The sequence below is a fragment of the Kitasatospora sp. GAS1066B genome (assembly GCF_041262605.1).
Lineage (GTDB): Bacteria > Actinomycetota > Actinomycetes > Streptomycetales > Streptomycetaceae > Kitasatospora.
This window is the reverse complement of sequence record NZ_JBGCCO010000028.1, coordinates 46,052-68,453: the sequence shown is the minus strand read 5'-3', so window position 1 is coordinate 68,453 and position 22,402 is coordinate 46,052. Positions and strand designations below refer to the sequence as shown.

Sequence of the window (22,402 nt, the reverse complement as noted above, 5' to 3'; positions counted from 1 at the left end):
GCAGGAGACAGGATGGAGACGCGGCACGGGATGGCGGATCGGCGCGGAACAGTGCGGTTCGGGGAACTGCTCCGGCGGCATCGCAAGGCGGCGGGGCTGACGCAGGAGTCGCTCGCGGCCGCGGCGGAGCTGAGCTCGCGGACGGTCGGCAACCTGGAGCGGGCCCGCGCGAAGGTGCCCCAGCGGCGTTCGGTGGCGGCTCTGGCCGACACGCTGCAGCTGACCGGCGAGCCGCGCAGCGAATTCCTGCGCGCCGCGATCGCCGAACGGATGCCGCGCGCCGGTGAGCCGGTGCCGGGCGTCCGGCCCGCCCAGCTGCCGCCCGAGTTGTCCGACTTCACCGGGCGGGCGGAGGCGGTGGCCGAGCTGTGCGCGATCCTCGGGCCGCACGGGCCGGCCGCCACGGGGGCAGCCGGCCCGGTCCGCCCCGAGGCCCGCCCGCGGGTCGCGGTGCTCACCGGCCCCGCCGGCGTGGGCAAGACCGCGACCGCCGTCCGCGCAGCCCACCGGGCACGTGAGCACTTCCCGGACGGGCAGCTCCACCTCGACCTGCGGGGCAGCGCCCCGGTCCCGGCCACCACCGGCCAGCTGCTCGGCACCCTGCTGCGCACCCTCGGCGTCCCCGCGACGCAGGTCCCCGCCGCGGCGGCGGACCGCTGGGAGCGCTACCGGGCGCTGGTGGCCGGCCGTCGCTTCCTACTCGTCCTGGACGACGCCGCGGACACCGCCCAGGTGGCGGCGGTGCTGCCCGCCTCCGCGACCTGCGCGGTGCTGGTCACCAGCCGGGTCCGGCTGCGCGGACTGCCGGGTGCCACTCTCGTCGGGCTGGGCCCGCTGCCGCGGGCCGAGGCGGGCGCGTTCCTCGCCAGGCTGGTGGGTCCCGCCCGGACGGCGGCCGAGCCGGCGGCGGCGGCGGCCGTCCTGACGGCCTGCCAGGGGCTGCCGCTGGCGCTGCGCGTGGTCGGGGCCCGGCTGGCGGCCCGGCCGGCCTGGGGCATCGCGGCCCTGGCCGGCCGGCTCGCCGACCCGAGGCGGCTGCTGGACGAGCTGACGGCCGGCGACCTGTCGGTCCGTCGGGCCCTGCGGGAGAGCTACCTGGCGCTGCCCGCCGAGCAGGAGCGCTCCGGGGCCTTCGCCGCCGCACTCTTCCGACTGATCGGCACCCTGCCGGGCGAGCGGATCCACGGGCGCGTCCTGGTCGCCCGCTCCGGCTTGCCGGAGGACGAGGTCAGGGCGGCGCTGGCGGCGCTGGCGGACCGCCACCTGCTCGAACCGGTCGACGAGCACGACGCGGGCGAGCTGCCTGGACCACTGGACGCGCTCGGCCCGTTGGACGCACCCGGCCCGATGGACGCGCTCGGCCCGCTGGAGACGCTCGGCCCGCTGGAGACGCTGGACACCCGCGGCGCCCTCGGGACGCTCGGGCCCCTCGGATCGCGCGGCGCCCGCGCTCCCGAGCACCCCTGGGCCTACCGGATCGACCCGCTGGTCAAGTGCTTCGCCACCGAACTCGCGGGCCCTGCGGGTGCCGTGGCCACCACCGGCGCGGGAGCCGCCGCCAGGGCCGTCACGGGCACCGGCAGAGACGCCGGGGCAGCGCTTCGGGCAACCGATCCGGCTCGGGAGGTCCCCGGCAAGTCCCTGGCAGCTTCCTGGTAGGTACCTGGTAAGTGCCTGGTAGGAGCCGCCCGCCAGACTTCCGGGCAACCGCCCGGGACCGAAGGGGCGGTCCGCAAGGGCAACCCGACAGTTCCCCCTGCCTTGTCCCGCCACCGCACCTACGCCCCACCGGAGACTGATCCATGTCCGTGCAGCGCATCGCCGTCCGCATCCAGGCCGACGACCCCATCTCGCAGTCGGGAGTCGCCGCCCAGCTGCGGATCCGGCCCGAACTGCGGCTGCTGGAGGCTGCCGACACCGAGCACGCGGACGCGGTGCTGGTGGTCGCGGAAAGCGTGGACCAGCAGGTCGCCACCCAACTGCGCAGCCTGCGGCGCACCGTGCCCTCGGCGCTGGTCCTGGTGGTGTCGACGATGGACGACGCGGCGATGGCCACGGCCGTGGAGTGCGGGGTGGTCGGGCTGGTCCGCCGCGCCGAGGCGACCGCCGACCAGTTGGTCCGCACCCTCGCGGCGGCGGTGCGCGGTGAAGGGGCCATCCCGCCCGACCTGCTGGGCCGGCTGCTCCAGCAGATGGGCCGGCTGCAGCGGCAGATCCTGGACCCGCGCGGGCTCTCCTTCTCCGGCCTGCACCAGCGCGAGATCGAGGTGCTGCGACTGGTCTCCGAGGGCCACGACACCCGCGAGATCGCCAAGCACCTCGCCTACTCCGAGCGCACGGTCAAGAACGTGCTGCACGACGTCACCAGCCGCCTCCAGCTGCGCAACCGCTCGCACGCCGTCGCCTACGCCATGCGCCAGGGCCTGATCTGACGCCAGCTCGGCGCGTTCCCTGCCCGAACGGGCACCGCCCCCTGCCCGCGAGCCCGCACCAGCGCCCGCTCCGGTCCCGGCCGGGGACGGGCAGGCTCAAAGGTGCGGCCAGGTCGGTCGGATCCGCCGGGCCGGCCGGAGCAGACGAGGGGTAGACGGAAACCGATGATCCACGAGGTCGACGAGGCCCTGCACACACTGCTCCGCGACGACGTCCTCGGCGGCGGGGAGATCGAGGTGGCGTTCGACGCCCCGACCAAGGACTGGTCGGCTCGTCGCACCGGGCCGACCATCAACGTCTTCCTCTACGACCTGCGCGAGGACCTCGGCATGCGCCAGGTGGGCGGCGTGCGCGAGTACGGCCCGGCGGGCGAGGTCGTGGCCGAGCACGAACCGCCGCGCTGGTACGCGCTCTCCTACCTGGTGACGGCCTGGACCGCCCGTCCGCAGGACGAGCACCGGCTGCTCTCCGCGCTGCTGGCGGGCCTGCTGCGCCAGTCGGCCCTGGTGCCGGAGCGACTCGCGGGCAGCATCGCCGAGTTCGGCCTGCCGCTGCCGTACACGGTCGCCGTGCCGCCGGCCGAGAAGCGCGCGCTGGCCGAGATCTGGTCGGCGCTCGGCGGTGAACTCAAGCCCTCGCTGGACCTGGTGGTCAGCGCACCGCTGGCCGCTGCCCGCCACCAGGCCGCGCCGCAGGTCACCGACGCGCTGCTGCTGAGCGTCGCCGACGTCGCCACGGACGAGCAACTGGAGGTCAGGCGGCTGCGCTTCGAGGACGAGCCGGACCGCTCGGCGCTGCCGGCCGCAACGCCGCTCGGCGCCCGCCGGGCCCGCGGGGCGGCCGCCCGCACGGCCCGGCCGGGGCGAATCGGCGGAGCGGGGCACGACGCGTGAGGACGACGGCGACAGTGTCCGGAACTTCGCCCGGAACGCAGTACCTGCTCCAGCGCCTGGCCCTGGTCGAGCACCGGGTCCGCGCGGCCGTCGCGGCGCGGCAGGCCACCGACCCCAAGCCGGACGACGCCTTCCGCGGCCTCTACCTCTCCGCAGAGTCGGCGCAGCGGCTGCTCGACCGGGCCGCCCCCGAGGATCCGCCGGCCCTCGACCCGGACCCCGCGTCCGGCGCGTCCGGCGCGGCCGGCGAGCGCGAGGCCGTCGAGCGCGCGGCCGTCGAGGCCGTCGAGCGCGCGGCCGTCGAGGCCGTCGAGCGCGCGGCCGTCGAGGCCGTCGAGCGCGCGGCCGTCGAGGAGTGGGCCGACCAGGCCGAGGCCGCCGGCGCCGTGCTCCCGCTGCGCGCGCTGGCCGCCGACTTCGGCCTCGGCCCGCTGGACACCGAGCTGCTGCTGATCGCCCTGCTCCCGGACGCCGACGCCCGCTTCGAGCAGCTCTACGGCTACCTCAACGACGACGTGTCGCGCCGTCGAGCCAGCACCGGCCTGGCCCTCGAACTGCTCGGCGCGAGCCCGCTGCAGGAGTCCGTCCGCTCCCGGCTGTCGCCCGCCGCTCCCCTGGTGGCGGGCGGCCTGCTGCTGGTCGAGGAGCCCGACCGCCCCTTCCTCAGCCGCCCGCTGCGAGTCCCCGACCGGGTGGTCGCGCACCTGCTCGGCGAGCACCATCCCGACCCCGAGCTGCGCGGCCTGCTGACCACCGCGGCCAAGCTCCCCTCCTCCCCCGCCGCCGCTGCCCTCGCCGAGGCGCTGGCCTGCGGCGTCCGGCTGGTCTACCTGCGCGAGCAGGGCGGCGGTTCGGCCGCCGCCGTGGCCGCCACCGCACTGCGCCTGGCGGGCCGCCCCGCTGTCTGCCTGGACCTCGCCGCGCTGGCCGCCGAACCGCACCCCGAGTTGCTGCTGCCGAGCGCGGCCCGCGAGGCACGGCTGCGCGGCGGCGGCCTGGTGGCCGGCCCGGTCGACGCCCTGGAGCCGGCTGGCCGCCCCGAACGGGCCCGGCTGCTGCGGCGGTTGGCCCAGCTCCCGGTACCGGTGCTGCTGACCGGCCACACCGCCTGGGACCCGCTCTGGGCCGAGGACAGCCCGTTGCTGCTGACGGCCCCTCAACTCGCCGTCGAGGAGCGGGCCGTGCTCTGGCGGGACGCGCTGGCCGGCGCCGCCGTCGACCCGTCGACCGACCCCGCCGGACTGCTCGCCCCCTACCTGCTGAGCCCCGACCAGCTGCGCCGCGCCGCCCAGGCCGCGGGCCGGCAGGCCCTGCTCGACGGCGGCGTCCCGATCGACGCACGCCACCTGCGCACCGGCGTGCGCGCCCAGAACGCCGCCGGCCTGGAGCGCCTCGCCCGCCGGGTCGAGCCCGCCGTCGGCTGGGACGACCTGGTTCTGCCGCCCGCCACCGCCGAGCAGTTGGGCGACCTCGCGCTGCGCGCCCGGCACCGCGACCAGGTGCTCGGCGCCTGGCGGATGCGCCCGGGCGGCGGCCGCGGCCGGGGCGTGATGGCACTGTTCGCGGGCGACTCGGGGACCGGCAAGACGATGTCCGCCGAGGTGGTCGCCGCCGACCTCGGCCTGGACCTCTACGTGGTCGACCTCTCCACCGTGGTCGACAAGTACGTCGGCGAGACCGAGAAGAACCTGGAACGCATCTTCACCGAGGCCGCCGGTATCAACGGCATCCTGCTCTTCGACGAGGCCGACGCCATCTTCGGCAAGCGCTCCGAGGTCAAGGACGCCCACGACCGCTACGCCAACATGGAGAGCGCCTACCTGCTCCAGCGCATGGAGTCCTTCGACGGCATCGCCATCCTCACCACCAACCTGCGCGCCAACCTGGACGAGGCCTTCACCCGCCGCCTCGACGTCATCGTCGACTTCCCCGTCCCCGACCCGGTCGGCCGCCGTGCCCTCTGGGACCGCTGCCTCGGCCCCGCCGTCCCCCGCGCCGACGACCTCGACCTCGACTTCTGCGCCCGCTTCGAGTTGGCGGGCGGCTCGATCCGAGCGTGCGTGGTCACCGCCGCGTACCTCGCGGCGGCGGGCGAGCGGCCGGTGGGGATGGGCGATCTGGTGGCGGCGGTGCAGCGGGAGTACCGGAAGCTGGGGCGACTGGTGCTGCCGAGCGAGTTCGGGGCGTGGGGGGATGCCCCGACCTGGTGAGGCAACGACCGGTAGCCCGGCTTCGCGCTTTGGAAGCACCGCTCACCGTCGTCCGTCCACGACGTGGGCAGATACAGACGGCGGTCGATCAGCGTGCGTCCGCGGCCTGTCGCGTAGGTGAGGAACACCCCGATCTGGGAGTTCTCGGTGCGTCCCACGGTGCCGGAGTTCTGCCGCTGGACCTCGGCCGAACGGACCCCCCTTCTTCAGGAAGCCGGTGTCATCGACGATCAGGACGGCATCCCGGTCACCCAGGTGCTCGATGACGAAGTCACGCACGCTCTCCAGAACCTCGTCGGCGTACCACCTGATCCGGTTCAGCGGCCGGTGGATGCGATCGGGACCGGCATGCCCGGTCTCCTCCGCCAGCGTCCAGCCGTTCTTCCGCTCCAGTGGAGCAACCAGCCCCCGCATATAGGCCAGCGCCGACTGACACGGCTCCTCCCGGCTAAACCGGTGCACAAACCGCTCATGCACCGCCTCGATCTCACCCGCCCACAACCTGACATCACCAAGGTCCCCACCCGAAACTGCATCAACGACCAAGCCGACCACCAGTCACGGCAAGCACCGTTGCAGTACCAGCACGGATCTCAGCTCGCCTCCGCACACGACGAAGCAGGCCCCGCCCCCGCTCGATCGCGGGGACGGGGCCTGCCATGGGCACAGGGGATCACCCGAAGTTGCCGAAGTCCCTCATCTGCTCCATCGTACTCTCCCTGCTCCTCTCCGAGAGCTCCTTGATGGCCTGGTCCAGAGCCTCGTCACGAGTCTTCCGGAGTTTCCCGTAGGCCTGGGGGCTGACCTCTTCGATCTTCTTGACGGCGTCCGCGCCGTCGCCGATTTTCTTGGCCGTCCCCAGAAGTCCGGCGCCCGTCGAGACAGCCTTGACCGCCACCTTGGCGGGAGGCGGGATTATCGGGAGGAAATCCACAGCCTTGCCGATCGCCCCACCCGCCGCCACGGAGCCGAGGATGCTCCCCTCAAATTCCTGCTTCTTCGCCGCCAGTGTGTCATCGAATTGCTCCCGAAGCCTCCGGCCCTCCTCCGGACTCACGTGCTGTGCGGACTGGTTCACTGCCTGGAGCACCTTATCTTCACCCTCAAGCGCGACCCAGGCAGCCCAACGCATCCCTTCCCACATGCTCTCTGAACTCGGCATAGACCCGGTGAGCCCGGCGGCACGACCAGTGACAGCCGACTTCACTCCCTCCCCCAGCCCAGTCAAGAGCGGGTTCTCCGGCGTGTGTTCGACCATCTTCTGCCGGGCCAACTGCGACAGCAGGTCGGCGGCCCCGTGCCCCGGACCGCCCAGGGACGGTTCGAGATTGCTGCTACTCGGTTGCCGCTGACTCATCTGCCGCACCATCTCGCTTGGAAGGGGGCGGGCGGACCGCGCGTGTGGCGCCGCGAGGGAACTGACGACTTGCTTGCCGATGGCGTCGGCCAGCTCCTGCGCGCCAGCCTTGCTGTCCTCGTAGACACGAGTCTTTTCATCGGCTGTGAAGTCTTGGATCACACTCTTGGCTTTGATCTCCACCGCCACCGCCGCCGCGACACCGAGGGGCGCGCGCATAAGGGTTTTGACGGATTCGAATACCGAGATATCGTACTGTTTGAAGAATGCCCGAACGCTCGGCTCGTTGCTCAAATCCCGAGTTTTCTGCGGATCCTGCGCATCCTTGAGGCTCACCCGCCGCTGGATCGCGCCCTCAACCGGGCCGCCGCCCATTTCGGTGGGTGCCGCATTCTGCTGCGGAAGCGACGTGCTGCTCCGCATCACCCGCGTCGCATTGGCCTCTGCTTCGCGTTCGAAACGGTCGCTGGGGTCGCTGACGGAAAGCCCCCGGCCGTTGTCGGTCCCTGCGACCGGGCCCTGGCTCTGCTGGATCACGTGCGTGAGTTCGTGGACGAGGGTCACCGGGTTGGAGACATCGCCGACCACGTGGGAGCCGGAGGTGAGGGCGAGGGCGCCCTCACTGTTGGCGGCCTTGATGTCGCTGGGGCTGTCGTGGATCCGGACGCGCTGGAAGGCGCCCTGCGCCACCCCCATCCGGTCCTCCATGTTCGTGCGCACGGGCTCCGCCAAGGAGCGGCCGCTAGAGCCCAGGACGTCGTGCAAGGCCGAGCGCTGCACAGCGGCCGAGTGGCCGCATGAGTCGCTGTGGGCGTGTTGCTCCTGGCCGAGCGCGGCGGTGACGGCGGCGTTGCCGGCGGCCCGTTGGAGGGCGAGGAGTTCGGCGGCCGCAGGGGTCTCGCTGGAGCGTGGGGTCGTGCGCCGGGCGCGCGGGTCGGCGCGGTCCGGGTGTTCGTCGTGGGCGCGCATGGACGGGCTCCTGGGTGTGGGTGGACGTCGAGTCAAGCCTTGGCGTGGACGGCTCGGGTGGTAAATGCCGAGACGGGCAGGCACGGGGGCAGCGACGACTGCCCGGATGGGCGCGTGCCTGATCGGGCAGCAGGTGGTGCCCCACCCCCTGCCCCGCGGGCGTTTCAGGGGATGGGGGCGCTGGGCGAGGCTCTGAGTGGATCGGAGTCCACCGAAGAGGAGTGCCAAGGATGCCGTCGTACCTGTCCCCAGGCGTGTATGTGGAGGAGGTCTCCAGCGGACCTCGCCCGATCGAAGGGGTCGGCACGTCCGTGGCCGCCTTCGTCGGGTTCGCCGAGAAGGGGCAGTTCCACACGCCCACGCTGGTGACCACGTGGAGCCAGTACGTGCAGGCCTTCGGCGGGTTCACCGAGGGGGCCTACCTGGCGCACTCGGTGTACGGGTACTTCGCCAACGGCGGCGGTATCGCGTACGTGGTGCGGGTCGGCTCGGAGGTCGGCGAGGCGGCGAAGGCCAAGAGCGCGCTTGCCAAGCCGAAGGCGCTGCCGGTCGGCGAGGCCGTGGCGCTGGGCGCGTTCAAGGTCGCCGCGCTGGCCGGGGTCGAGGGTGAGCTCACCGTCGAGGTGGCCGAGGCCGAGGGTGAGAGCCCGAGCGAGGACCGGTTCAAGCTGGTCGTCAAGCAGGGCGGCAAGCCGGTCGAAACCTTCGACGTATCGGCCAAGAAGAGCGCCCGCAACTACGTGGTGACGCAGGTCAAGGAGCGCTCGGCGCTCATCCTGCTCGAGGAGGCGGCGGCCGCCGGCGGTGCGCTGGCGAAGCCGCAGAAGCAGACCGTCACGCTCGCCGTGCCGGCCGGCCCGGCCGAGGTGGTGCCGACCGGTATCTCGGTGGCCGAGTACGTGGGCGACGCCGACGCCCGCACCGGGTTCGCGGGCCTGGAGGCGATCGACGAGATCACCATGCTCGCCGTGCCCGACCTGATGGCCGCCCACCAGCAGGGTCTGATCGACGCCGAGGGCGTCAAGGCCGTGCAGAGCGCGATGATCACCCACTGCGAGCTGATGGGCGACCGCATCGCGGTGCTGGACCCGCTGCCGGACATGACGCCCCGCCAGGTCCGTGAGTGGCGGCAGGAGGGCGCCGGCTACGACTCCAAGTACGCCGCGCTCTACTACCCGTGGATCAAGGTCTTCGACCCGGCCAGTGGCCAGAACCGGTTCGTCCCGCCGAGCGGCCACATGCTGGGCGTCTGGGCGCGCAACGACAGCGAGCGCGGCGTGCACAAGGCGCCCGCCAACGAGGTGGTGCGCGGGGCGATCGACCTGGCGGTCAACGTCACCAAGGGCGAGCAGGACCTGCTGAACCCGATCGGCGTCAACTGCATCCGGGCGTTCCCCGGCCGCGGCATCCGGATCTGGGGCGCCCGCACGCTCTCCTCCGACCCGGCCTGGCGCTACATCAACGTCCGCCGGCTCTTCAACTACATCGAGGAATCGATCCTGCTGGGCACCCAGTGGACCGTCTTCGAGCCCAACGACGAGCTGCTCTGGATCAGCATCCGGCGCGACCTGACCGCCTTCCTCACCGAGGAGTGGCGGCGCGGCGCGCTCTTCGGGGCCACCGCCGCCCAGGCGTTCTACGTGAAGTGCGACGCCGAGACCAACCCGCCGTCCTCGGTCGACCTCGGCCAGGTCGTCTGCGAGATCGGCATCTGCCCGGTGAAGCCCGCCGAGTTCGTGGTCTTCCGGCTGGCGCAGTTCTCGGACAGCACCAGCCTGGTCGCCGAGTAGCCGTAGTTCCCCAGAATCCCAGCAGACTCAGAAAGGCGGTGGTCCGAGATGACGGACGCCGGTTACGCGGTTGCCACCCATATCTTCACGGTCAAGCTCGGTGCCTACGAGGTGGAGACCGTCCAGGAGGTGAGCGGGCTCTCCTTCGAGCTCGACTCGATCGACCACGCCGAGGTGACCAGCGCCGGCAAGCTGCTGGTCCGCAAGCTCGCGGGTGCGCGCAAGGGCGGCGAGGTCACGATTTCCCGCGGCGTCGACACCAGCTCGACGTTCACCGAGTGGCTCAAGAAGTCACTGATCAGCGGCGACGTGGCCTCAGCCCGGCAGACGATCTCGATCATCATCAAGGACTCGGCGGACAAGACGATCCGAACGATCAACCTGCAGAAGGCATGGGCGAAGAAGTGGGAGGGGCCGACCCTCACGGCCGGCGGAGCCACGGCCGCCATCGAGAAGGTCACCCTGGTCTTCGAGGATGTTGACTTCGCATGAGGCGACGTACGGTCGCGGGCGGGGCAGCCGGGTTCGACCCCGAAGAGGCATTCGAGGAGGCCGCCCCGCCCGCGGTGGCAGCGGTCGAACCGCTGCGCACCGAGTTCGAGTTCGAGCTGCCGCGCGGCTACGTCGACGCGGGGGGCACGGTGCACCGGCACGGCTCGATGCGGCTGGCGACCGCGCGCGACGAGCTGATGCCGCTGATCGACCTGCGGGTGAAGAGCAACCCGGCGTACCTGACCGTGGTACTGCTCGGCACGGTGATCACCCGGCTCGGCACGCTGTCCGCCCCGGGGCCCGGCGTGGTGGAGGAGCTGTTCGCCTCCGACCTCGCCTTCCTGCAGGACTTCTACCGGCGGATCAACGCGGAGGGGCACACCCGCGCCGCCGTGACCTGCCCGTCCTGCGAGAGCCCGTTCGAAGTCGACCTCGCGGGCGGGCGCCTGGGGGAATCGTGACGTACGCGGCCGACCGTCTGTACGAGGAGGCCGCGTACATCGCGTACCACTTCCACTGGCAGCAGGAGCAGATCCTCGACCTGACGCATGCCGAACGGGTGCGCTGGGTCGAGGAGATCGCGCGGATCAACACCAGGATCAACGAAGGATGAGTGAGCGGACGTGGCACTGCGAGACCGACTGGGACGGCGACGCCCCGGGCGCGCGCCCGCGGTGGACGCGTCCGGATCCGCGCCGGTGGACGGGCCGGTGGACGGGCCCGTTGACGCACCTGTCGACGCACCGGCGGCCACCGTGGGCGACCACGCGGGTGGCGGAGCTGCCCGGGCCGAGTGGCGTGCGCTGCCCGCGATCCAGCGGGCCTCGGCGGGCGCTGGGCCGGCCTCGGGCGACCTGGACGACCCCGACCGGTTCGTGAGCCGGCTGGCGACCCGGCAGAACCCCTCCTTTCACGGCTCGCTCGGCCACCTGGTCAGCTCCTCGGCACCGGCCGGCCTGCTGCACGGCGTGCTGCGCCCGGTGGCCGGGGTGCCGGTGCAGCGGGCGGGCGAGGAGGCGTTGAGCTATGTGCGGCCGCTGCCCGAGCAGGCGGCGGACGGGGCGAGCGGGGGCGGCTACCCGGACGGTGCGGGTGACGGTGGAGCGGGTGACGGTGGAGCGACTCATCGGACCGTCGAGGCCCGCGCAGGCCAGTCGCCCGCGCTGCCGCGGCTCGCGGTGCAGCGCGCGACGGTCGGCGGCCGGGCTGGAGCTGGGGCCGGAGCCGGCACGGCGGGACGTGACGGCAGGAGTGCCGCTCCGGCAAGGCCGTTGACGACGGCTCAGCCGGTCGCCGGGAACGCGCGGGCGCTGCCCGCGCTGCCGCTCACGGTGGCCAGCGCGCACCGGGGCCACGGGGCGACCGGCGGGGCGACCACGACCCCGTCCACGCCCCCGTCCACGGCATCACCATCGGCATCAGCACCTGGCGGGACATCTCCGGTGTCCCGTAGCGGACTTGGTGCCCCCATGACCACAGTGCCGAGCTCGGCGGTGCCGGCTCTCCCCCTGGGGCCGGCTGCCGGGTCGGCCGAATCGGCGGCGGGCGGGCCCGCGCTGGTGCAGCGGGCCGTTCGCCCGGCCCCAACGGCCGTTGCCGCGAGCCCGGTCGCTCAGCCGAGCCCACCCGCCGCGCCGGAGTCGCCGAAGTTGCCGCAACGGCGGGTCGGCCTGGGCAAGCCGCTGTCGGCGTTGCCGCAGACGGCAGCCGTGCCGAGCCCGCCGACGGGTCCGGGCTCGCCCGTCCAGCGCAGTGCCACGCAGGGCGCGGACTCGAGCACGCGTGCGGCTGCGAGCGCGGTTGCTGCAAGCACACCAGCTGCGAGCGCGCCTGCATCGACCGTGCCTGCATCGAGCGCGCCTGCGGCCGCAGTTGTGCAGCGCAGCGCAGCGGCGGCGTCGGGCGCGGACCGGGCCGCTGCCCCGGAAGCCGTCGCACCGCTGATCGGTGCGGACGGCGCGGGCCGCGCGGCCGTGGTGCAGCGCAGTGCCGACGAGGCGGGCACACCTGCGCAGGCCGCGCCCGTGCCGCCGGCAACGCCGTTGGTGACGGGTGACCGCTCGGGGCGCGCCGGCGCCGGCGCAGCCGCAGACGGACCGGGCGGCGCGGCCGGCGTGCCCGGCGCAAGCGCGGTGCAGCGCAGTGCGGACAGTGCACCTGCCGGTGGGCGGGCCGCGACGCCGGTGGTGCCGCTGGTGCAGGCGGCTCGGCGGGCGGATGCCACCGCTGCGGCGGCCGGCAGCAGCACCCCCTCCGTGCAGCGACGCACCGAACGACCCGTGCCCAGCGTTCAGTTGCTCTCCTCCCGGCCGATCGCCCCGCTGCTCACAGCGGAGAGCGGCCCGGCGGCGGCCGGCACGGGGCCGGCGAGCCCGGCGGCGCCCGCAGCAGTGCCGCTGCGGTGGCTCCGGCCGTCGGGCGAGTCCGCCACGGTCGCAGGCGCCGGGGCACCGGCGGGTCCGACGAGTGACGGATCTTCAGCACGGCGCGCCACGAGCACGGTGGCAGGTGCGCACGTTGCCGACTCCGGCGTAACGGCGCAGCGCGCGGATTCGCGTGCCACCGCTCGTGCCACCGCCCGTGCCGCCTCGGCGGTCCAGCGACGACTCGGGCACACCGGGCGGTCGGCGGCGGCCGAGAGCCCGGCCGAACCGAGCGGCGCGCCCGTCGTGCAGCGGCGCGGTGCGCGCGGTGCTCGGGCAACGGCGGCCGGGAGCGCACCGGAATCGGGGGGCAGCACCAGTGCGTCGCGGTCGCCGGCCGGCGTCGTCTCGGCGGTTCAGCGCCGGATCGGACGCACTGGTCGGGCTTCGGCCGCCGAGGGCAGCGCTGCGCAGGGCGGGTCGGCGGTCAGCGCCTCCTCCGTCGTCCAGCGGCGCGGTACCCGCACCGCGCGGGCTTCGGTGGCCGCGAGCGCGCCGGAGCCGGGCGACAGCACCCCGGGCACCGGCGCCACGCCGCTGGTACAGCGCTTGGCCGACCCGGGCAACGGTGCGTCGCAAGAGCCGATCGCCGGCGGCGACGTGCGGCCGAGCCCGGGACACCCCGCTTCGGGCGGCTTCCGCGCCGTCGCCCAGCGCACCCTCGCCCGCCGCACCACCCGGGAAGCGACACAGGCCCAGGCCCAGGCCCACGGCACGGGAGCCCCAACCGCAGCCACCGCCACAGCCACAGCCATGACGGCGCAACGCCGGACAGCCCCGTCCTCCCCAGCGACGCCCACAGCCCCCGCCACCCCGCCCGTGCAGCGCCGCGCCCAGCAGACCACTCCCCCCGTCCCACTGCGCCCCGCCGCCCCCACCCCCACGCCCACGTCCACCCCCACCACCCCTCCCACCCCCCTCCCCGCGGCGGCCCCCCACCGTCAGACCGCGAACTGGGCGCCTCCGGTCCCGCAGTCCGCGGGCGGCCCGGGTCGATCGGCCGGCCCCGCGGCGCCGATGGTCCAGCGGCTGCGGGAGCACCCGGTCACGAGCGCGCCGGCCGCCCCGCCGGCCGTTCCCGTGGTGCTCCGCAAGGTGCAGCAGCCGACCCCGCCCGCGCCCCCCGCCCCCACCGGCGCCACGACCGTGCAGCTCTTCGGCCACTCCCCCGCGCCCCACACCCCGAGCACCCCCACCCGAGCCAGCTCGCCCACCGCCACCACGTCCACCGCCACCCCCGACAACGCGCCCCAGTCGCCCGCCCCGGACGGCGCGGGCGTGCTCGCCGCCCTCGATCGCGGCCATCTCGACGAGCTGGCCCGGCGGTTGGCCGGCCCGATCGGCCGGCTGCTGCGCTCGGAGCTGCGTCACGGCCGCGAGCGGGCCGGCCGCCTGACGGACGGCGGGCGATGAACGAGACCGCACCACCACCCGCAGGAGCGACCCGATGAGTACCCCCGACCCCGGAACCAGCGTCCACTTCCGCCTCCAGTTCACCGGCGTCGACCTCGGCGTCTTCACCACGTGCAGCGGCCTGGGTGCGCAGGTGGAGGTGGAGCAGCGTCCGGAGGGCGGCAACAACGGGTTCGTCTGGCAGTTGCCCACCCGGGTGAGCTACCCCAACGTGACGATGACCCGGGGCCTGACCGCGGACAGCACCAAGATCGCCGCCTACCTGGCGAGCCTTCAGCAGAAGGTCACCCGGGGCACGGCGCAGATCACCGCGCTCACCGCGAACCTGCAGTCGCCGATCGCCACCTGGTCGCTGCGCGAGGTGATCCTGGTGCGCTGGAGCGGGCCGTCCTTCGACCCCGGCCGCTCCGAAGCGGCCGTCGAGACCATCGAGATCGCGCACCACGGCTTCATCTGAGCATCGAGCGGCCCACCACCGACCGCCCGCAGCCACCCACCACCCACCACCCACCACCCACCAGCAGAACGAGGGGAGCGGAGACCATGACCGTCGCGCCGGCCAAGGCCATCCTGACGGCTTACGAGCCACCGAAGACCCCGGGCGCCATGCCCGGCGGCAAGATCGGCAGCCCGGTCACCTTCCAGTTCAACCCGCACACCCTCGCGATGAGCAAGGGCGCGCGCTGGCTGCAGAATCCGGCCGCCAAGTCGCCGGAGGTGGGCACCCCCGAGTTCCAGGGTGCCGAGCCGCGCCGCCTGAACGTCGAGCTCTTCCTGGACGCGACGGCCACCCACGACGACAGCGTGGCCCGGGCGGTGGACACCGTGCTCGGCTGGTGCACCCCGACCGAGGCCTCGATCGCGGCCAAGGCGCCCTGCCCGCCGCGTGTGGTGTTCACCTGGGGGACGTTCCAGGCGGTGACCTTCGCCGGCTACCTGGAGAGCGTCAACGCGACCTTCACGCTCTTCGACACCGACGGCAAGCCGCTGCGCGCGACCTGCACGGTGGCACTCGCCGAGTCCGGCGAGCCGACACCGGGTCAGAACCCCACCTCGGGCGCGCTGACAGCGCGCCGGGTGCACCGGCTGGTCGGCGGCGACAGCCTGGAGATGCTCGCGTACCAGGAGTACGGCGACGCCACCGCCTGGCGCCGGATCGCGGAGGCGAACGACATCGACGACCCGATGCGGCTGCGGCCGGGCACCGAGGTCCTGGTGCCCTCCGGCACCGAGCGCCGGGCGGGGGCGGCCTGATGGGCGCCGACACCAGCGGCTTCGAGATCGGCGTCCCCGGCGCGCTGCCACCGGTCTGGGACTCCGCTCCGATGGACATCCTGGTGGAGGAGGGCGGCGGGCTCGCCGCCGTCGCCGTGGTGCGGTTCCTCGACCCGAGCCGCGCGCTGCTGGCGCAGACCGGGATCACCATCGGCGCGCTCTTCACGATCCAGGCCAAGCGCGACTCCGGGTCGCCGCTGGAGCCGCTGTTCACCGGCGAAGTGGTCGCGCTGGAGGCCGAGTTCGACGGCGCCGGCAGCTTCACCACGGTGCGCGCGATGGACGTCTCGCACCGGCTGCGGCGCGGGCGGCGGATCGCGGGCTATCCGCAGAGCACCGCCTCCGACATCGCCGCCGAGGTGGCCGAGAAGGCCGGCATCGGCCAGGTGCAGATCGACGCCACCACGATGGTGTATCCGTACGCCACCCAACCCAACGTCTCCGACTGGGACTTCCTGCAGGGGCTGGCGCTGGAGAACGACCGCGAGATGGTGGTCGAGAACGGCATCTTCCACTTCCGCAAGCCGGTGGCGGCCACCGGTGCCCCCGATCCGTCGACCGATGCGGACAAGAACCCGTTCGTGGTGGAGCTGGGCAAGACGACCCGGTCGGTGCGGGCTGCGGCGACCTCGGTGAACCAGGTCTCCGCGGTGGAGGCGCGGGGCTGGGACGTGGGCGCCAAGAAGGCGGTCGGCTACCGGGCCCCGGTGGTGCCGAGCGTGGGGCAGCAGCTCGGGCTGACCCCGGCGGCGGCCACCGCGAAGTTCCCGCCGGCCGACCTGGTGGTGGCCGACGTGCCGTACGGGACGGACGCCGAGGTGACCGCGGTGGCGACCGCGCTGGCCGCCGAGAACGCCGCCGCGCTGGGCGAGTTCGAGATCTGCGTCGACGGCAACCCGCAGCTGCGGGTCGGTACCCCGGTCGCCCTCGGCGGGGCGGGCACGCCGTTCGACGGGCGCTACACGATCACCGCCGTCTCGCACAGCTACCTGCGCGGGCTCGGCTACGAGACCCGGGTCACGGTCAGCGGGCGCCAGGACCGCACGCTCTTCGGTCTGGCCACCGGCGCCTCGGCCCCGGCCCGCTCGCCCCGGGTCCCGTCGGTGGCGATCGGTGTGGTGGTGGACGTGCTGCGGCCCGGGCAGATCCCGGCCGACGGCTACGGCGAGCAGGCCAAGCAGGGCTGGGTGAAGCTCAAGTTCCCCTGGCTGTCGGACAGTCCGGCCGAGGGCACGCCCGTGTACGTGACCGACTGGGTGCGCACGGTGCAGCTCGGCGGGGTCGGCGGCGGCGGCCTGTTCTGCCCGGAGATCGACGACGAGGTGCTGGTCGCCTTCGAACAGGGGCTGCTGGACCGCCCGGTGGTGCTCGGCGGGCTCTACAACGGCAAGGACAGCCCGTCCCCGGCCAGCGGCCAACTCATCGACCCCTCGGGCAAAGTGGCCGGCCGAACGCTCTCCTCGCGCAACGGCGACCGGCTGGAGCTGCAGGGCGCCATGGGCGAGGGCAAGGGCGTGCTGATCTCCACCGGCGACAACGGGTTGACGGTCCGGCTGGACCGGCAGCAGACCGAGATCACCGTGGACAGCAAGGGCAAGGTCACCATCCGCGGCGCCACCGGGATCACCCTGGACGCGGGAGCCGGTCCGCTCAGCCTCAGCGGCGGGAGTGTCTCAATCAAGGGAGAGGCCGAGGTCAGCGTCAACGCGCCGCTCATCAAGCTCAACTGACGTCACGTCAACTCGGCCGACCAGGCGGCCGCGTCATCTTGCCAGCACCGCAGCAGAACAAGGGAGTACGACCGATGCCGCCGGCCGCGAGGGTGGGGGACCCCATCAGCCATGAGTACATACCCGAGGTGGGCGGGCTGCCGAACGGGACGGTCGGCTTGCCCGGCGGCCAACTGCTGCCCCCGATGCCGGTCTTCGAGCCGCTGCTCGGCGTGCCCTCGGTGCGGATCGGTGGCGCACCGGCCGCCGTGGTCGGTGCCGAGTGCCTCTGCGCCCTGCACGCCGAGATCGAGCCCAACGTGATCCTGCCCGCGCTCTCACTGGGCAGCCAGGTGCTGATCGGCGGGTTCCCGGCGGCGCGCGAGGGCGACAAGGCGCTCTGCCAGGCGTCGGTCAGCTTCGGCGACCCCACCGTGCTGATCGGGGGTGCCTGAGATGCCCCAGCAGTTCGTCGGCTCCGGCTGGGCGTTCCCGCTGCGCACCGACCCGACCGGGGCGATCGCCCTGGTCGACTCGGACCGCGAGATCGTCGAGTCGATCCGGCTGGTCCTGGGCACCGCGCCCGGCGAGCGGCCGATGCGGCCCGAGTTCGGCTGCGGCGTCCACGACTACGTCTTCGCACCGACCGACGCCGACACCGCCGGGCGGATCTCCGCCGAGGTGCGCCGCTCGCTGGACCGCTGGGAGCCCCGGGTCGAGGTCGACTCCGTCGACGTCTCCTACGACCGGGTCGAGACCGGCACCCTCTACATCGACATCCGCTACACCGTGCGCGGCACCAACAACCCGCGCAGCCTGGTCTTCCCCTTCTACGTGATCCCCGAGCATGAGCAGGAGAGCTCCCACTGATGTCCCTGCCCGCGCCCAACCTGGACGACCGCCGTTTCCAGCAACTAGTCGACGAGGCCAAACGGTTCGTCCAGCAACGCTGCCCGGAGTGGTCGGACCACAACGTCTCCGACCCGGGCGTGACGCTGATCGAGGCGTTCGCGCACATGACCGACCAACTGATCTACCGGCTGAACCGGGTGCCCGAGAAGAACTACCTCGCCTTCCTGGACCTGATCGGCGTCAAGCTCTTCCCCGCCTCGGCCGCCCGGGCCGGGCTGACCTTCTGGCTCTCCGCACCGCGCGAGGCCGAACTGCGCCTGCGCGAAGGGACCGAGGTCTCCACCGTCAGCACCGGGCAGGACGACCGGGTGGTCTTCGCCACCGAGCGCGAACTGGCCATCGTGCCATGCGAGTTCAGCGCGCTGCTGACCCAGCCGGCCGGTGGCCGGCCGAGCGACCGGACCGAGGAGCTGCTGGACGGCCGGGACGTCGCCTGCTTCACCGAGAGCCCGCAGGTCGGCGACGTGATGCTGCTCGGCCTGTCCGCCGCGGTGCCGAACTGCGCGGTGCTGCTCGCGCTGGACAGCGAGGTCGAGGGCGTCGGCGTCGACCCCCGGCAGCCGCCGCTGGTCTGGGAGGCCTACGACGGGGACACCTGGCTGCCCTGCGAGGTGGACAGCGACGGCACCGGTGGCCTGAACCGCCCGGGCGAGGTGGTGCTGCACGTGCCGGCCGGCCACGCGGTGGCCGCCGTCTCGGGCCGGCGGGCCGGCTGGCTGCGCTGCCGGACCGTCAGCAGCCGCCCCGGCCAGCCGTTCTACTCCGCCACACCGACCGTGCGCGCCGTCTCGGCCGGCACCGTGGGCGGGACCGTGGGCGCGCTGCACGCCGAGACCGTCGACGAGGAGTGGATCGGCGACTCCGGCGGGACCCCGGGGCAGCGCTTCCCGGTCGCCCGCCCGCCGGTACTGGCCGAACCCGGCCCGCTGGTGGTCGAGGTCGCCGACGGCGACGGCTGGCAGGAGTGGACGGAGGTCGAGACCTTCGGCGACACCGGCCCGGCGGACCCGCACTTCACGCTGGACCGCACCACCGGCGAGGTCGCCTTCGGACCGGCCGTGCGCGAGGCCGACGGCACGCTGCGCCACTACGGTGCGGTGCCCGCCAAGGGAGCCCGGATCAGGGTCCGCCGCTACCGCACCGGCGGCGGGCGGCGCGGCAATGTGGCGCGCGGCGCGCTGAGCGTGCTGCGCAGCTCGGTCCCCTACGTCTCCCGGGTGGCCAACCGGGAGGGCGCGACGGGCGGCGTGGACGGCGAGACGGTGCAGTCCGCGATGCTCCGCGGACCGGTCGAACTGCGCACCCAGGACCGGGCGGTGACCGCCGCCGACTACGAGCTGCTGGCCCGCCGGGCGGCGCCGTCCACGGCCCGGATCCGCGCGCTGGCGGCCGGCCCGGGCGCCGCGGAGGGCGGAGTGCGGGTGCTGGTGGTGCCCGGGGTGACCGCGGACGCGGGCGACCGGCTGCGCTTCGAGCAAATGGTGCCGCCGGACGACCTGCTCGACACCATCGCGCGCTACCTGGACGACCGGCGCCCGATCGGCGCCCGGCTGGTGGTGGAGCCGCCGTTCTACCAGGGCGTCACCGTGGTGGCCCGGGTGATGGCCCGGCGCGGGGTGCCGGTGGGGCAGGTCCGCGAGCGGGCACTGGACGCGCTCTACCGCTACCTCAACCCGCTGACCGGCGGCCCGGACGGCCAGGGCTGGCCGTTCGGCCGTCCGGTGCAGGCGGGCGAGGCGTACGCGGTGCTGCAGCGGCTGCCCGGCGTCGAACTCGTGGACCACGTCCAGCTGTTCCCGGCGAACCCGCTGACCGGTGAGCGCGGCGACCCGAGCGACCGGGTCGACCTGGACCGCAACGCGCTGGTCTTCTCGCACCAGCACCAGGTCAGGGTGGAGGAGCTGTGACGACCGCTGCCGTGCCGGCGGGTGAGCCGGACCCGGGCGGGCGCCGGGCGGTGGACGGCCTGGCCTCGCCGCACCCGCTGGGCGCCCGACTGCCCGGCGTCTACGCCGAGGACGACTTCACCCAGCGCTTCCTGGGCGCGTTCGACGACGTCCTCGCCCCGGTCCACGCGGTGCTGGACTGCATGGACGCCTACTGGACCCCGAGCCAGGCGCCGGCCGACTTCCTGGACTGGCTGGCCGGCTGGGTGGCCGCCGAGCACACCGCCCGCGTCGACGGCGAGCCGGTGCCGCTGGCCGAGCGCCGCTCGCTGGTGGCGCAGACCATCCCCGCACACCGACTGCGCGGCACCAACCGCGGCCTGGTCGAACAGCTGCGGCTGCTCGGGGTCGAGGCGGAGGTGCTCGACAGCGGCGGCTCCACCTGGTCCGCCACCCCGAACGGCCCGCTGCCCGGCACACCCCGGCCCGCGGTGCTGGTGCGGGTCCGGGCCGCGGGCGCGGTGCCGCTGCGCCGGATCGAGGCAGTGGTGGAACGCGAGCGCCCGGCCCACGTCGACTTCCGGGTCGAGGTGCTGCCCGAGTAGCCGGGGTCCGGTAGCCGGGGTCCGCTAGCCGGGCCGGGGATCAGTCCAGGGAGGCGAGCAGGCTGTCGTACTGCCGGCTCACCCGCTCCGAGGAGGCCAGGTCACCGGCCCGGTGGTAGGCGCCGATCAGCGCGCGCCAGGCTCCGTCGTGGAAGGGCTCGAGGCGCAGGCTGTACTCGGCCGCCTCCACGGCGGCCCCGGTCCGGCCGGCCGCGAGCTCGGCGTCCGCCAGCCAGGCGCCGACCTCGGCCGCCCGGGCCCGCAGCCGCTCCCGCTCCTGGACCACCCACTCGGCCGGGCCCTCCTCCGGCAGCAGGTCGCCGACGTACCAGGTGCGCGCGGTGCGCAGCGCGGTGAGGGCCACAGCCGCGTCGCGGGTCCGGTCGAGCGGCCGGGCCGCGTCCGCCGCGCGTTCGAACTCACGCACGTCGCTGACCACCTGGTCCTCCTGCTGCGCTCCCAGCGCCAGTCCGTAGGCGTCACCGGTGCGGCAGAGCAGCCCCGCGCCCAGCAGTTCGCGCAGGCGCGAGACGGTGACCTGGAGGTTGCGGATCCCGGTGACACGAGGCAGGTCGGGCCAGAACGCCTCCAGCAGGACCTCGCGGTGCACGGGTCGACCACCGTTCATCGCCAGCAGCCGCAGCAGCCGCCGGGTCTTGGGGCGGGCCGCCGAGCAGTCCACCGGCGCCCCGGCGATCAACATCCGGAAGCCACCCAGGCAGCGCAGCTCCAGCAGCGGCGGAGCCGACCGCCGTCGGTCGACGATCAGCGGCACGACGACCGGCGGCACGACGCCCTGGCCGGACAGGCCCGACGAATCCGACGGGTCGGGCAGCGCGGGTACGGGTACGGGTACCGTCGGCGTATCAGGACTGCCGAGGCGACCGGTGACGCCCCGCGCACCGGGGCGGGCGAGCGGGATGGTCACTCCCGCCGGCCGACCGAGCCCGGTGCCCGCCGCCGCATCGCGGGCGAGCGCAGCGGCTCGGTCGTGCAGCCGGGCGGCCGAGCCGACCGGCTGGTGGCGGGCCACCGCGTCGCCGAGCACCGGGTGTCGGAAGGTCAGCGTCCCTCCAGGGGCCAGCAGTTCGGCCCGGAAGAGCAGGTCGGCCGCCTCGACCGCGCGCTCCGGCGCCAGCCCGGCGACCTGCGCGGTCCACGCCGGGCTCGCCTGCCCACCCAGCACCGCCAGCGCCCCGGCCAGCTGCCAGGCCGCGCTGCCCGGACCACCGGCCATCGCCTGCACGTGCTGCGCCACGCTCTGCGGCGCGTACCGGGGCAGCAGGCCGGCGCCGACCCGGTCGGGGGCGACCTCGTGCTCGGCCAGCTCGGTGAGCAGCGCCTCCAGCAGCCGGGGGTTGCCGCCGGTGCGGCGCAGGCACTCGGTGACGAAGCCGGGATCGGGGTCGCCGGGCAGGATCTCGCACACCAGCTGTTCGGCGTCGTTGCGGTCCAGGCCGCGCAGCTGCAGTTGCCGGAGCTCCGTCACCAGGTCGCGGCAGGGCTCGGGGTGACTGGCCGGCAGGTCGCCGCGGATCGAGGCGAGCAGCACCACGCGCAACCCGGCCAGCCGGTGCCGCAGGTGGCTGAGCGCCTGCAGCGACCAGGTGTCGCACCAGTGCAGGTCGTCCACCAGCAGCAGGACCGGTCGCTCCAGTTGTGCCGCGGTCACCCGCCGGGCGAAGCCGGTGGCGGTCTGCGGCAGCGAGCCCAGATCCTCCAGCAGCTGGCGCACCGCCGAGAACTGCTCCTGGTGGCCCTGCGGGTGGCAGCGAGCCCGGGCCGTGCGGAAGCCGGCGCCGGTGGCGGCGAGTGCGGCCTCGGCGAGGAAGGTGGTCCGGCCGATGCCGCACTCGCCGCGCACCAACAGAGCCCCCGCGGTGCCCGAACGGGCAGCTTCGAGGGCTCTCAGCACGGTCTGCGCCGGTCCGACCGGCCGCGCCGCGCCGACCGGGGCGTAGCGGGGGAGGTGACCGGTCGCGATCGTGTCCTGCACGGAGGCGTCCTTCCCTGTGTCGACTCACGGCTGCCCAAC

The 22,402-nt window shown here is 74.0% G+C and carries 21 protein-coding genes and 1 pseudogene; 16 read left to right on the top strand and 6 right to left on the bottom strand.

The genetic code is table 11. From position 1 onward, the window contains the following. Positions 1–12: 12 nt before the first annotated feature. From ABH937_RS27960 to ABH937_RS27945, 4 genes are all read left to right on the top strand, one after another. Positions 13–1,659, top strand: a complete 1,647-nt coding sequence (locus ABH937_RS27960; protein WP_370219903.1) for a helix-turn-helix domain-containing protein — start codon at positions 13–15, stop codon at positions 1,657–1,659. 143 nt (positions 1,660–1,802) lie between these two features. Further along, positions 1,803–2,432, top strand: a complete 630-nt coding sequence (locus ABH937_RS27955; protein WP_370219902.1) for a response regulator transcription factor — start codon at positions 1,803–1,805, stop codon at positions 2,430–2,432. Positions 2,433–2,597: 165 nt separating this feature from the next. Next, entirely contained in the window at positions 2,598–3,326 is a 729-nt protein-coding gene (locus ABH937_RS27950; RefSeq protein WP_280690484.1) for a DUF4255 domain-containing protein, read from the top strand. Between the two features lie 14 nt (positions 3,327–3,340). Next, positions 3,341–5,536 (top strand): ATP-binding protein, encoded by a 2,196-nt coding sequence (locus ABH937_RS27945; RefSeq protein ID WP_370219901.1) that lies wholly within the window; start codon positions 3,341–3,343, stop codon positions 5,534–5,536. Positions 5,537–5,571: 35 nt separating this feature from the next. Here the strand turns inward: ABH937_RS27945 and ABH937_RS27940 are convergent. Continuing rightward, positions 5,572–6,082, bottom strand: a pseudogene (locus ABH937_RS27940) (IS701 family transposase); the annotation flags it as partial. 127 nt (positions 6,083–6,209) lie between these two features. Beyond that, positions 6,210–7,862 (bottom strand): DUF4157 domain-containing protein, encoded by a 1,653-nt coding sequence (locus ABH937_RS27935; protein ID WP_370219900.1) that lies wholly within the window; start codon positions 7,860–7,862, stop codon positions 6,210–6,212. A gap of 230 nt (positions 7,863–8,092) precedes the next feature. Here ABH937_RS27935 and ABH937_RS27930 point away from each other — a divergent pair, with 230 nt between their 5' ends. The 4 genes from ABH937_RS27930 to ABH937_RS27915 are packed head-to-tail and all read left to right on the top strand — an operon-like array spanning position 8,093 to position 10,757. Next, a complete protein-coding gene (locus tag ABH937_RS27930; RefSeq protein ID WP_280690487.1) occupies positions 8,093–9,652 on the top strand; it encodes a phage tail sheath subtilisin-like domain-containing protein in 1,560 nt (519 codons plus the stop codon). Positions 9,653–9,700: 48 nt separating this feature from the next. Continuing rightward, on the top strand, positions 9,701–10,144 hold the full coding sequence (locus ABH937_RS27925; RefSeq protein ID WP_280690488.1) for a phage tail protein: 444 nt from the start codon (positions 9,701–9,703) through the stop codon (positions 10,142–10,144). Beyond that, positions 10,141–10,605, top strand: a complete 465-nt coding sequence (locus ABH937_RS27920; RefSeq protein WP_280690489.1) for a hypothetical protein — start codon at positions 10,141–10,143, stop codon at positions 10,603–10,605. Before ABH937_RS27925 ends, ABH937_RS27920 begins: the two co-directional genes overlap by 4 nt. Further along, positions 10,602–10,757 (top strand): DUF6760 family protein, encoded by a 156-nt coding sequence (locus tag ABH937_RS27915; RefSeq protein WP_280690490.1) that lies wholly within the window; start codon positions 10,602–10,604, stop codon positions 10,755–10,757. The genes ABH937_RS27920 and ABH937_RS27915 overlap by 4 nt, the downstream gene beginning before the upstream one ends. A 999-nt stretch (positions 10,758–11,756) precedes the next feature. Here the strand turns inward: ABH937_RS27915 and ABH937_RS27910 are convergent. From ABH937_RS27910 to ABH937_RS27900, 3 genes are all read right to left on the bottom strand, one after another. Then, a complete protein-coding gene (locus ABH937_RS27910; protein ID WP_370219899.1) occupies positions 11,757–12,392 on the bottom strand; it encodes a hypothetical protein in 636 nt (211 codons plus the stop codon). Between the two features lie 42 nt (positions 12,393–12,434). Further along, a complete protein-coding gene (locus ABH937_RS27905; protein WP_370219898.1) occupies positions 12,435–12,575 on the bottom strand; it encodes a hypothetical protein in 141 nt (46 codons plus the stop codon). A 348-nt stretch (positions 12,576–12,923) separates the two neighbouring features. After that, positions 12,924–13,100: a hypothetical protein gene (locus tag ABH937_RS27900; RefSeq protein WP_370219897.1), complete on the bottom strand. Its 177-nt coding sequence runs from the start codon at positions 13,098–13,100 to the stop codon at positions 12,924–12,926. 220 nt (positions 13,101–13,320) lie between these two features. On the opposite strand from ABH937_RS27900, the gene ABH937_RS27895 reads away from it, so the two are divergent. The 8 genes from ABH937_RS27895 to ABH937_RS27860 all read left to right on the top strand — a co-directional run bounded on the left by ABH937_RS27895 (position 13,321) and on the right by ABH937_RS27860 (position 20,367). Then, the gene (locus ABH937_RS27895) at positions 13,321–13,980 is read left to right on the top strand and encodes a hypothetical protein (protein ID WP_370219896.1); all 660 of its coding nucleotides are present in this window, start codon (positions 13,321–13,323) and stop codon (positions 13,978–13,980) included. 34 nt (positions 13,981–14,014) lie between these two features. Further along, entirely contained in the window at positions 14,015–14,437 is a 423-nt protein-coding gene (locus ABH937_RS27890; RefSeq protein WP_370219895.1) for a phage tail protein, read from the top strand. 86 nt (positions 14,438–14,523) lie between these two features. Beyond that, positions 14,524–15,234 carry a LysM peptidoglycan-binding domain-containing protein gene (locus ABH937_RS27885; protein WP_280690496.1) on the top strand — a complete coding sequence of 237 codons (711 nt, stop codon included), beginning with the start codon at positions 14,524–14,526 and terminating at the stop codon, positions 15,232–15,234. Beyond that, positions 15,234–16,985, top strand: a complete 1,752-nt coding sequence (locus tag ABH937_RS27880) for a VgrG-related protein (protein WP_280690497.1) — start codon at positions 15,234–15,236, stop codon at positions 16,983–16,985. Before ABH937_RS27885 ends, ABH937_RS27880 begins: the two co-directional genes overlap by 1 nt. A 74-nt stretch (positions 16,986–17,059) precedes the next feature. After that, positions 17,060–17,419: a PAAR domain-containing protein gene (locus tag ABH937_RS27875; protein WP_280690498.1), complete on the top strand. Its 360-nt coding sequence runs from the start codon at positions 17,060–17,062 to the stop codon at positions 17,417–17,419. A gap of 1 nt (position 17,420) precedes the next feature. Next, positions 17,421–17,834 (top strand): GPW/gp25 family protein, encoded by a 414-nt coding sequence (locus ABH937_RS27870; RefSeq protein WP_280690499.1) that lies wholly within the window; start codon positions 17,421–17,423, stop codon positions 17,832–17,834. Continuing rightward, the gene (locus ABH937_RS27865) at positions 17,834–19,783 is read left to right on the top strand and encodes a putative baseplate assembly protein (RefSeq protein ID WP_280690500.1); all 1,950 of its coding nucleotides are present in this window, start codon (positions 17,834–17,836) and stop codon (positions 19,781–19,783) included. The genes ABH937_RS27870 and ABH937_RS27865 overlap by 1 nt, the downstream gene beginning before the upstream one ends. Next, the gene (locus ABH937_RS27860; RefSeq protein ID WP_280690501.1) at positions 19,780–20,367 is read left to right on the top strand and encodes a phage tail protein; all 588 of its coding nucleotides are present in this window, start codon (positions 19,780–19,782) and stop codon (positions 20,365–20,367) included. Before ABH937_RS27865 ends, ABH937_RS27860 begins: the two co-directional genes overlap by 4 nt. Before the next feature lie 40 nt (positions 20,368–20,407). Here the strand turns inward: ABH937_RS27860 and ABH937_RS27855 are convergent, their stop codons facing one another. Then, positions 20,408–22,363 (bottom strand): BTAD domain-containing putative transcriptional regulator, encoded by a 1,956-nt coding sequence (locus ABH937_RS27855; RefSeq protein WP_280690502.1) that lies wholly within the window; start codon positions 22,361–22,363, stop codon positions 20,408–20,410. Positions 22,364–22,402: the final 39 nt, after the last annotated feature.

Coding starts and splice junctions, on each gene's coding strand:
- ABH937_RS27960 (WP_370219903.1), top strand. CDS start 13: ATGGAGACGCGGCACGGGATGGCGGATCGGCGCGGAACAGTGCGGTTC.
- ABH937_RS27955 (WP_370219902.1), top strand. CDS start 1,803: ATGTCCGTGCAGCGCATCGCCGTCCGCATCCAGGCCGACGACCCCATC.
- ABH937_RS27950 (WP_280690484.1), top strand. CDS start 2,598: ATGATCCACGAGGTCGACGAGGCCCTGCACACACTGCTCCGCGACGAC.
- ABH937_RS27935 (WP_370219900.1), bottom strand. CDS start 7,862: ATGCGCGCCCACGACGAACACCCGGACCGCGCCGACCCGCGCGCCCGG.
- ABH937_RS27930 (WP_280690487.1), top strand. CDS start 8,093: ATGCCGTCGTACCTGTCCCCAGGCGTGTATGTGGAGGAGGTCTCCAGC.
- ABH937_RS27925 (WP_280690488.1), top strand. CDS start 9,701: ATGACGGACGCCGGTTACGCGGTTGCCACCCATATCTTCACGGTCAAG.
- ABH937_RS27920 (WP_280690489.1), top strand. CDS start 10,141: ATGAGGCGACGTACGGTCGCGGGCGGGGCAGCCGGGTTCGACCCCGAA.
- ABH937_RS27895 (WP_370219896.1), top strand. CDS start 13,321: ATGACGGCGCAACGCCGGACAGCCCCGTCCTCCCCAGCGACGCCCACA.
- ABH937_RS27890 (WP_370219895.1), top strand. CDS start 14,015: ATGAGTACCCCCGACCCCGGAACCAGCGTCCACTTCCGCCTCCAGTTC.
- ABH937_RS27885 (WP_280690496.1), top strand. CDS start 14,524: ATGACCGTCGCGCCGGCCAAGGCCATCCTGACGGCTTACGAGCCACCG.
- ABH937_RS27880 (WP_280690497.1), top strand. CDS start 15,234: ATGGGCGCCGACACCAGCGGCTTCGAGATCGGCGTCCCCGGCGCGCTG.
- ABH937_RS27875 (WP_280690498.1), top strand. CDS start 17,060: ATGCCGCCGGCCGCGAGGGTGGGGGACCCCATCAGCCATGAGTACATA.
- ABH937_RS27870 (WP_280690499.1), top strand. CDS start 17,421: ATGCCCCAGCAGTTCGTCGGCTCCGGCTGGGCGTTCCCGCTGCGCACC.
- ABH937_RS27865 (WP_280690500.1), top strand. CDS start 17,834: ATGTCCCTGCCCGCGCCCAACCTGGACGACCGCCGTTTCCAGCAACTA.